The organism is Ochrovirga pacifica, from assembly GCF_000220525.1.
GTDB lineage: Bacteria > Bacteroidota > Bacteroidia > Flavobacteriales > Flavobacteriaceae > Ochrovirga > Ochrovirga pacifica.
In genome coordinates, this window is record NZ_AFPK01000036.1 from 125,688 (window position 1) to 133,969 (window position 8,282).

Below are 8,282 nucleotides of genomic sequence, written 5' to 3' on the forward strand. Positions count from 1 at the left end.
AACTAAATAGGAATCTCGGTACTGTATTTAATTTCTCCCATTACAAATGTGCTATGAGCACTACCAATGTTTTTTACCTTTCCTAAATCATTCAACACAAAATCTTGATATGCTTCCATGTCATCTACCATTACTTTTAATAAAAAATCAAAATCACCAGAAATGTTATAGCACTCGGTTACCTGTTTTAGTGAGGTGATGTCTTTTACAAACCTATTTCCAATTTCTTTGGTATGTTCTTTTAATTTTACGTTGCAAAAAACAATCAATTTTTTACCCAATAAGTTTCTGTTCAATAAAACCACTTGTTGTTTAATGTATCCGTTGCGTTCTAATTTTTTAATTCGCTCGTGTACAGGTGTGTTGGATAAGTTCGTAAGGTTTGCTAGCTCCTTTATGGTAATGTTGGCATTTTTTTGTAGCTGTCTTAATAATTTTAAATCAATATCATCAGGAGTATACATAAAAAAGATTCTATTTGATAGTTTTAATTAGTTTTTACTTTAATAGGATAATATTCTACAGATTGTTCAAATTTAGGTCTATTATCTGTAATTAAAGTTTAATAGTAGTATTTTTAGGCTACAAAAAATCCCCCTATCAAATGCTGATAAGAGGATTTCTATTTTTTTAACTGTTTTATGCATTCATTTTTTCCTCAATTTCTTCAATCTCTATAGGGATGTGTTGCATTAAATTGATAGGAGCTTGATTTTTCTGTACCACAATATTGTCTTCTAGCCTAACGCCTAGATTTTCTTTAGGAATATAAATTCCAGGTTCAACAGTTAACACCATATTGGCTTTCATTTGGTCTGTAAAGTTCCCATAATCGTGAGTGTCTAAGCCCAAATGATGCGAGGTACCGTGCATAAAGTATTTTTTATAGGCCGGCAATTCTTTGGTTTGATTTTGTACATCTACCTTGTCAATCAACCTTAGATTCAATAATTCTTCTGTCATCCATTCGCCAATAGCTTGATTGTAGTCTGACCATAAAGTACCTTCTTTTACCATAGCGGTAGCCTTATCTTTCACGTTCAATACCGATTGGTATACTGATTTTTGACGTTCTGTAAAACGACCGTTTGCCGGAATCGTTCTGGTCAAATCACTAGAATAATTTGCATATTCAGCAGCAGTATCCATTAAAATCAGTTCACCATCTTTACATTGTTGGTTGTTTTCTATGTAGTGCAAAACACATGCACTATAACCCGAGGCAATTATGGGCGTGTAAGCAAATCCTTTAGAACGATTTCTTAAAAACTCGTGCATCAATTCTGCTTCAATTTCGTATTCCCAAACACCAGGTTTTACAAAATTCAAAACTCTGTCAAATCCTTTTTTAGTAATGTTGCATGCCTGTTGAATAAGGGCAATTTCTATGTCAGATTTGATACCTCTTAGTTCAAATAACAAGTTGTAAGAAGCCAAGTAACGATGGTGTGGGTATTGCTGTTGAAGTTGTAAAATAAAACGATCTTCTCTAGTTTGCATTTGTCTAGGAGCACGTTTGTGGTTGTTTTGGTTGATGTATATATTTGCTGCTGATGGAATTAAGTCATTCAAAATGGTTTCCATTTCGCTTAACCAATACACGGTTTCTATGCCAGAAACCTGAGTTGCTTTTTCCTTACTTAATTTTTCGCCTTCCCAAATGGCAATCAATTCACTGGTTTCTTTAACAAATAAAATTTCTTTATGAGTTGCCGTTGTTGCATCAGGATACAATACTAAAACAGACTCTTCTTGATCGACACCACTTAAGTAAAAAATATCTCGGTGTTGATGAAAGGGTAATGTGCTATCAGCACCTGTTTCAAAAATGTCGTTAGAATTAAAAATAGCAATCGATTTGGCTTCCATTTCTGCTGTAAATCGTTTTCTATTTTCTATAAAAAGTTTGGGGTTGATTGGATGGTATTTCATGTACCTAAAGGTACGATAAATGCACAAAAAAACCGTTTCTTTTTTAAGGAAACGGTTTGTTGAATAATAGATTCAATTATTTTTGTACTTCGGTTGTAGATTGACCGTAAATACCGAATGTGATGAATGATATTAACTGGTCTACAAAAGTAAATTTTGTAGTAGCTTCAAAGTTATCTGACCCACCAGCCATTTTCTGAGGTTCTGTGGTTTTTAAAGGTGATAATCCCCAAAATAAATATTGGTTTTTCCCTTTCACAATTTTTCCAGATTGAGGACCTTCACCAAAAGTATGAACGGTAGAGTAACACGATGTTAACAATAAAGAAGCTCCAATTGCTATAGTATATAATGCTTTTTTCATAGTATAATTATTTAGTAACTGTTGTAGTTGTTGGTGTGTATAATCCGTAAGTGATTGATCTTATTAAATAATCTACTATAGTAAATCTAGTTTTTACAGTATAATCCTTAGCTCCTTCTGCCATTTCTTCAGGGTTTGCTGTTTTTATAGGTGCCAAGCCAACAATTGCAAAGTGATTCATTTTTGTCTTTTTAATTCCTTTTTGGGCACCTTTACCAATAGTGTATTCATGTACGTAACATGAAGTAAGGGACATGCATAAAACAGCAGCCATCACAATTTTTTTCATAATGAATAGTTTTTTAAAATTTAAGACAAGTATACATAAAAAAGTTATCAATGTAACAAGTGTTAAATATTATTTAACACAGTTAATGCTTTTTTCACACTATCAATTCTAATAAATGTAATCAATAATCTCAACCCTGCTTTGGTTTCTTTTTCTTTCATTACACAGCTTTTGGGGTTGTTTTGTACATATCTTAATACGTTAGTAAAAGCTTGGGTCTGGTAAAAATCGCTTTGTTGATCTGCTACAAAATAACCAATCATACGTTTTTGTTTTAGTACCAATTTTTCAATTCCCAGTTGTTTTGCTAACCATTTAATTCTAACGGAATCTAACAAATCAACTACCTGTGTTGGCAATTCTCCAAATCTATCGACCAATTGTTTTTCAAAGGATTTTAGTTCATCTTCTTCTGTTAGCTCGCCCAATTGCTTGTACAAACTCAAACGTTCTGCAATGGCATTGATATAATCGTCTGGAAATAAAATTTCAAAATCCGTATCTATCTGTATATCCGAAACATAATCTTTGTTTTCAGTACTATCTTCATCATATAAATCTTTAAACTCTTTTTCTTTCAATTCCTTCACAGCTTCTTCTAAAATTTTCTGATAGGTATCAAAACCAATATCAGTAATAAATCCACTTTGTTCTCCTCCTAACAAATCTCCTGCTCCACGGATTTCTAAGTCTTTCATGGCAATGTTAATTCCGCTACCTAAATCACTAAACATTTCTAATGCCTGAATACGTTTGCGTGCATCTTCGGTCATCATATGGTAAGGAGGACAAATAAAGTAACAGAAAGCTTTTTTGTTAGAGCGTCCTACACGACCGCGCATTTGGTGTAAGTCAGACAGTCCAAAATTATTGGCATGGTTGATAAAAATAGTGTTGGCATTCGGCACATCCAATCCAGATTCTATAATGGTAGTAGCTACTAAAATATCAAAATGACCATCCATAAAATTAACCATAATCTCTTCCAATTTTCGCCCTTCCATCTGACCGTGTCCAATTCCTATTTTAGCATCGGGAACCAAACGTTGTAGCATACCTGCTACCTCTTTAATATTGTCTACGCGGTTATGAATAAAGAAAATTTGTCCACCTCTAGAAATCTCGTACATCACGGCATCTCTAATCGTTTCTTCGCTAAAACCAATCACTTGGGTTTCTATAGGGTGACGGTTAGGAGGGGGTGTGGCAATTACCGACAAATCTCTGGCTGCCATTAAACTAAATTGTAATGTCCTTGGAATTGGGGTTGCAGTTAGGGTTAAAGTATCTACATTTTCTTTGATGGTTTTTAGCTTGTCTTTAGCAGCAACTCCAAATTTTTGCTCCTCATCAATAATTAACAATCCTAAATCTTTGTAGTTGATTTTGTCCGATACCAATTGATGTGTTCCAATAATGATGTCCAACTTTCCCTCAGCCAATTCTTCTGTAATGATGCGTTTTTGTTTGGCGGTTTTAAATCGGTTCAGATAATTGATGTTAACGGGGAAATCTTCCAATCTTTTTCTAAAAGACTTAAAGTGCTGAAAGGCTAAAATGGTTGTTGGTACCAGTACAGCTACTTGCTTTCCGTTGTCTACAGCCTTAAAAGCAGCACGTATTGCTACTTCTGTTTTTCCAAAACCAACATCCCCGCAAATCAATCGATCCATTGGTTTTTCACTTTCCATGTCAGATTTTACATCTTGGGTAGCTTTGTACTGATCAGGAGTATCTTCAAACATAAAGCTGGCCTCTAATTCGTGTTGTAAGTAACTATCAGGGTCGTATGCAAATCCTTTTTGATTTTTTCTTTTGGCGTAGAGCTGAATTAGATCAAAAGCAATTTGTTTGACTTTGGTTTTGGCTTTTTGTTTGGCTTTTTTCCATGCAGGTGAGCCTAGTTTGTGCACTTTGGGTACTTTTCCATCCTTACCATTAAATTTAGATATTTTGTGCAGCGAGTGAATACTTACATACAACACATCAGAATCTCCATAAATTAGTTTGATGGCTTCTTGCTTTTTACCGTTCACATCAATTTTTTGCAAGCCACCAAATTTTCCAATTCCATGATCGATATGCGTAACAAAATCGCCAATTTCTAAGTTGTTAATTTCTTTTAGGGTAACGGCTTGTTTTTTAGCAAAACCATTTTTAAGTTGAAACTTGTTATAACGTTCAAAAATTTGATGATCGGTATAACAGGCCATTTTGTGCTGATGATCTATAAACCCTTGGTAGATTTGAAAAACAACAGTTTCGTATTCAAGATCTGCTTCGGCATCGTTAAAAATATCATGAAAACGTTGTGCTTGTTTTTCATTGGTACAAAACAAGTAATTGGTATATCCTTTTGATGAGTTTTCTTTAAGGTTGTCAATCAGCAAATCAAATTGTTTGTTAAAAGAAGGTTGTGGAGACGTTTGGCCGTCGATAGCATTTTTAGCCGTTGATTGATGAATGCTTACCCTACTAAAATGTTGTAATTGTTCTTTTATTTGCAACCCATCAACAAACAATTCGCTTGGTAAGGTGTGGTTTAAGGTTTCAGACATGTTTTGAAAACGCATAGTTGCTTTTTCAAATAAAGTATTTAGATCGTTTTGTAAGATGTCTAAGTTCTGAGTAAAAACAATACTGTTGTTAGGAATAAATTTAAGAAAAGACTCTCGTTTTTCAGAAAACTGCTTGTTTTCTACATTGGGCATGATTTGTATTTTGTTGGGTCTGCCTGTAGAGAGTTGACTTTCTACATCAAAAGTTCTGATGCTGTCTATTTCGTCTCCAAAAAATTCCAAACGATAAGGTTCGTCATTGGCAAAAGAAAACACATCTACAATTCCTCCGCGTACAGCAAATTCACCTGGTTCAGTTACAAAATCTACTCGGTTAAACTTGTATTCAAACAATACTTCGTTTATAAAATCAATACTGTATTCGTCTCCTGTGTTAATTTTTAAAGTGTTGTTGTTCAGCTCTTTTTTGGTAACCACTTTTTCAAACAAAGCGTTTGGATAGGTTACTAAAATAGCAGGTTTTCTTCTAGAATTTAGTCGGTTAAGTACTTCAGCACGCATCAGCACGTTGGCATTGTCTACCTCTTCTATTTCGTAAGGACGACGATATGAACCAGGATAAAATAGTACATCTTTGGTAGGAATCAGTCGCTCTAAATCGTTTAGGTGATAGGCTGCCTGCTCTTTGTCATCAAAAATAAGAACAAAGGTTTTTTCGGTTTTTAGAAAGGCCTCTGCAATTAAAAAAGAGAGTGCGGATCCGTTGTATTTGTTTAATACACTATGCGATTTTTCTTGTTGCAATTCAGAAACAAAGGTTTGAGTAGTAGGTGCGTTCTGAATTTTTTCTAGAAGGGATTGTATTTTCAAGACCTAAAAATTTTACTACAAAGGTAGTTATCTGTGGAGTTGTTTACAACAGAGAATGATATGAATAGCGCTTTACGAAAAATACCAAGTATTTTGGATATAGTGCAGTCAGAATATAGAAATTACTTTTATAGAACTATAGAAGTGAGCATTAGCATAGTGAAAATAGATAGCCCTAGATTTTAGAGAATTGAAAAGGAATAATTCAAAAACTTTAAACTTACTCTATGGTGAACTCCTTATTTTTGCCCTATGAGCAATTTCATCAATTACAAAAATACGTCTATCCACTACACGGAGTCAGGAAAAGGAACGGCTGTTGTGCTGTTGCATGGTTTTTTAGAAAACACAACAATGTGGCAACCTTTAGAGCCCCTATTGGCTGCAAAGTACCGTGTTGTTTGTATCGATTTACTAGGGCATGGGAAATCGGAAAACATAGGATATGTACATCCTATGGAGGAAATGGCATTGGCTGTAAAAGTAGTTTTAGATTCGCTAAACATCCGTAGATCTTTTTTTGTAGGACATTCTATGGGAGGGTATGTAGCTTTGGCTTTTGCAGAACTGTATCCAGACAATGTAAAAGGTTTGGTGTTGTTAAACTCTACAACAAGAGCGGATTCTGAAGAGAAAAAAATGGGAAGAGAAAGAGCCATTGCTGTGGTAAAAGAAAATCACAAATCTTTTATTAGAACCTCTATTCCTATGTTGTTTCGTTCTAAGTGTAGAAAAATTTATAAAGACGAAATAGCAGAAGTTAAAAAACAAGCTTTGCTAACATCAAAACAAGGAATTGTAGCAGCTTTGGAGGGAATGAAAATTAGAGACGATAGAGAAGTATTGTTGCACTTTGGACCTTATCCTAAACTGATGATTTTAGGAAAAAAAGATCCTGTGTTGGCTTATGAAGATTTGATCCTGCAAATACAAGGAACCGAAACACAGTTGGTAGAGTTAGAAAATGGGCATATGAGTTTGATAGAAGATCAGGAAGCGGCTGTAAAGGCTATTGTAGAATTTGTGAAAAACAACTAGAAGATGCAACCACACTTTGCAATTTTTAATCAATCCCAACAAAAAAATAATTTGGCAAAAAGTCTACTGAATTCTGGAGGCTTTTTATCTAATTTGCAAGGAAAAAAAGGAGCTTTATTTAGCTTGTCAGAAGTACAACGTTTTTTAAAAGAAGAAGAAATACATGATGATTATACCTTAACTGAAGATAAGATTGACAGCAATGGGAATGTAAGAAAATTGTCTTCTTTTTCTAGCGGTCAGCAAAAGCAGTTGTTGTTAAGACATATTAGAAAAGAGTTAAAGAGTGCTCCAATTGATTTTTTGGTGTTAGACAATCCTTATGATTGTATGGATGTACAAGCTCAGGAAGATTTAGCAAATGAGTTTTTAAGTTTAGCGGAGGAAATTCAGCTGATTCAAATCTTTAAAATAAGAGATGAGGTTTTACCATGTATCCAACAATTCTATTTGGTGAATGATGAACAGATCATTTTTTCTGGAACCTCGGACGCTTATGATGCGTATTTTTATCAGCAATTAAAGCCATATGAATTTAAAGGGAGTTTGCCGAATGCGATTAACAAAATAGAAGTACCCAATACCTTAGTTAAATTTACGAATGTAAATATCTTTTATAATCAAACAAGGCAGATTGTAAATAACATCAATTGGGAAATAAAGAAAGGAGAATTTTGGCATTTAAAAGGACCTAACGGCTCTGGTAAAACCAGTTTGTTAACTATGATTACGGGAGACAACCCCAAAGCTTTTGGACAAGATTTAGAATTGTTTGGGGGTAAAAAAGGATCGGGAGAAACAGTTTGGGAACTAAAGAAAAAGATAGGCTATTTTTCACCTCAGCTAATACATAATTTTAAAAAGCTATTTACGGTTCAGCAAATGGTCATTTCGGGCTTTTACGATTCTATAGGTTTGTATCAAAAGCCAACAGGATATGAAATTTTTGAAGCAGACAAATGGCTAGATTTGATTGACTTAAAAAGTGAAAAACAAAGTTATTTTGTGCGTTTGTCACCAGAATTGCAGCGAATAGTACTTATTGTAAGAGCTCTAGTTAAACATCCCCCGTTACTTATTTTAGACGAACCTACCAATGAGCTAAATGATTATGCAACAAGTATGTTAACTGCTTTTATCAATAAAATTCATCAAGAAACAGAAACCACAATTTTGTACGTGTCGCACAGAATGTTGGCTGGATTAAATCCGGATAAAACGTATGAGTTAATTCCAACTTCTAGCGGTTCCATAGGGAAAGTAGTTTTTA

The 8,282-nt window shown here is 34.2% G+C and carries 7 protein-coding genes; 2 read left to right on the forward strand and 5 right to left on the reverse strand.

Translation table 11 applies throughout. From position 1 onward, the window contains the following. Positions 1 to 2: 2 nt before the first annotated feature. The 5 genes from FS85_RS0107550 to mfd form a co-directional block, all read right to left on the reverse strand. Positions 3 to 464 (reverse strand): Lrp/AsnC family transcriptional regulator, encoded by a 462-nt coding sequence (locus tag FS85_RS0107550; protein WP_010135538.1) that lies wholly within the window; start codon positions 462 to 464, stop codon positions 3 to 5. A gap of 175 nt (positions 465 to 639) precedes the next feature. Continuing rightward, the gene (locus FS85_RS0107555; protein ID WP_010135539.1) at positions 640 to 1,932 is read right to left on the reverse strand and encodes an aminopeptidase P family protein; all 1,293 of its coding nucleotides are present in this window, start codon (positions 1,930 to 1,932) and stop codon (positions 640 to 642) included. A gap of 76 nt (positions 1,933 to 2,008) precedes the next feature. Then, entirely contained in the window at positions 2,009 to 2,296 is a 288-nt protein-coding gene (locus FS85_RS0107560; RefSeq protein ID WP_010135540.1) for a Bor/Iss family lipoprotein, read from the reverse strand. A 7-nt stretch (positions 2,297 to 2,303) separates the two neighbouring features. Next, entirely contained in the window at positions 2,304 to 2,585 is a 282-nt protein-coding gene (locus FS85_RS0107565) for a Bor/Iss family lipoprotein (protein ID WP_010135541.1), read from the reverse strand. A gap of 62 nt (positions 2,586 to 2,647) precedes the next feature. After that, the gene (mfd, locus tag FS85_RS0107570; protein ID WP_010135542.1) at positions 2,648 to 5,974 is read right to left on the reverse strand and encodes a transcription-repair coupling factor; all 3,327 of its coding nucleotides are present in this window, start codon (positions 5,972 to 5,974) and stop codon (positions 2,648 to 2,650) included. A 252-nt stretch (positions 5,975 to 6,226) separates the two neighbouring features. On the opposite strand from mfd, the gene FS85_RS0107575 reads away from it, so the two are divergent. Both FS85_RS0107575 and FS85_RS15300 read left to right on the forward strand, forming a co-directional pair. Further along, entirely contained in the window at positions 6,227 to 7,012 is a 786-nt protein-coding gene (locus FS85_RS0107575; protein WP_010135543.1) for an alpha/beta fold hydrolase, read from the forward strand. A 3-nt stretch (positions 7,013 to 7,015) separates the two neighbouring features. Further along, on the forward strand, positions 7,016 to 8,282 hold a 1,267-nt coding region (locus FS85_RS15300; protein ID WP_010135544.1), incomplete at its 3' end, for an ABC transporter ATP-binding protein.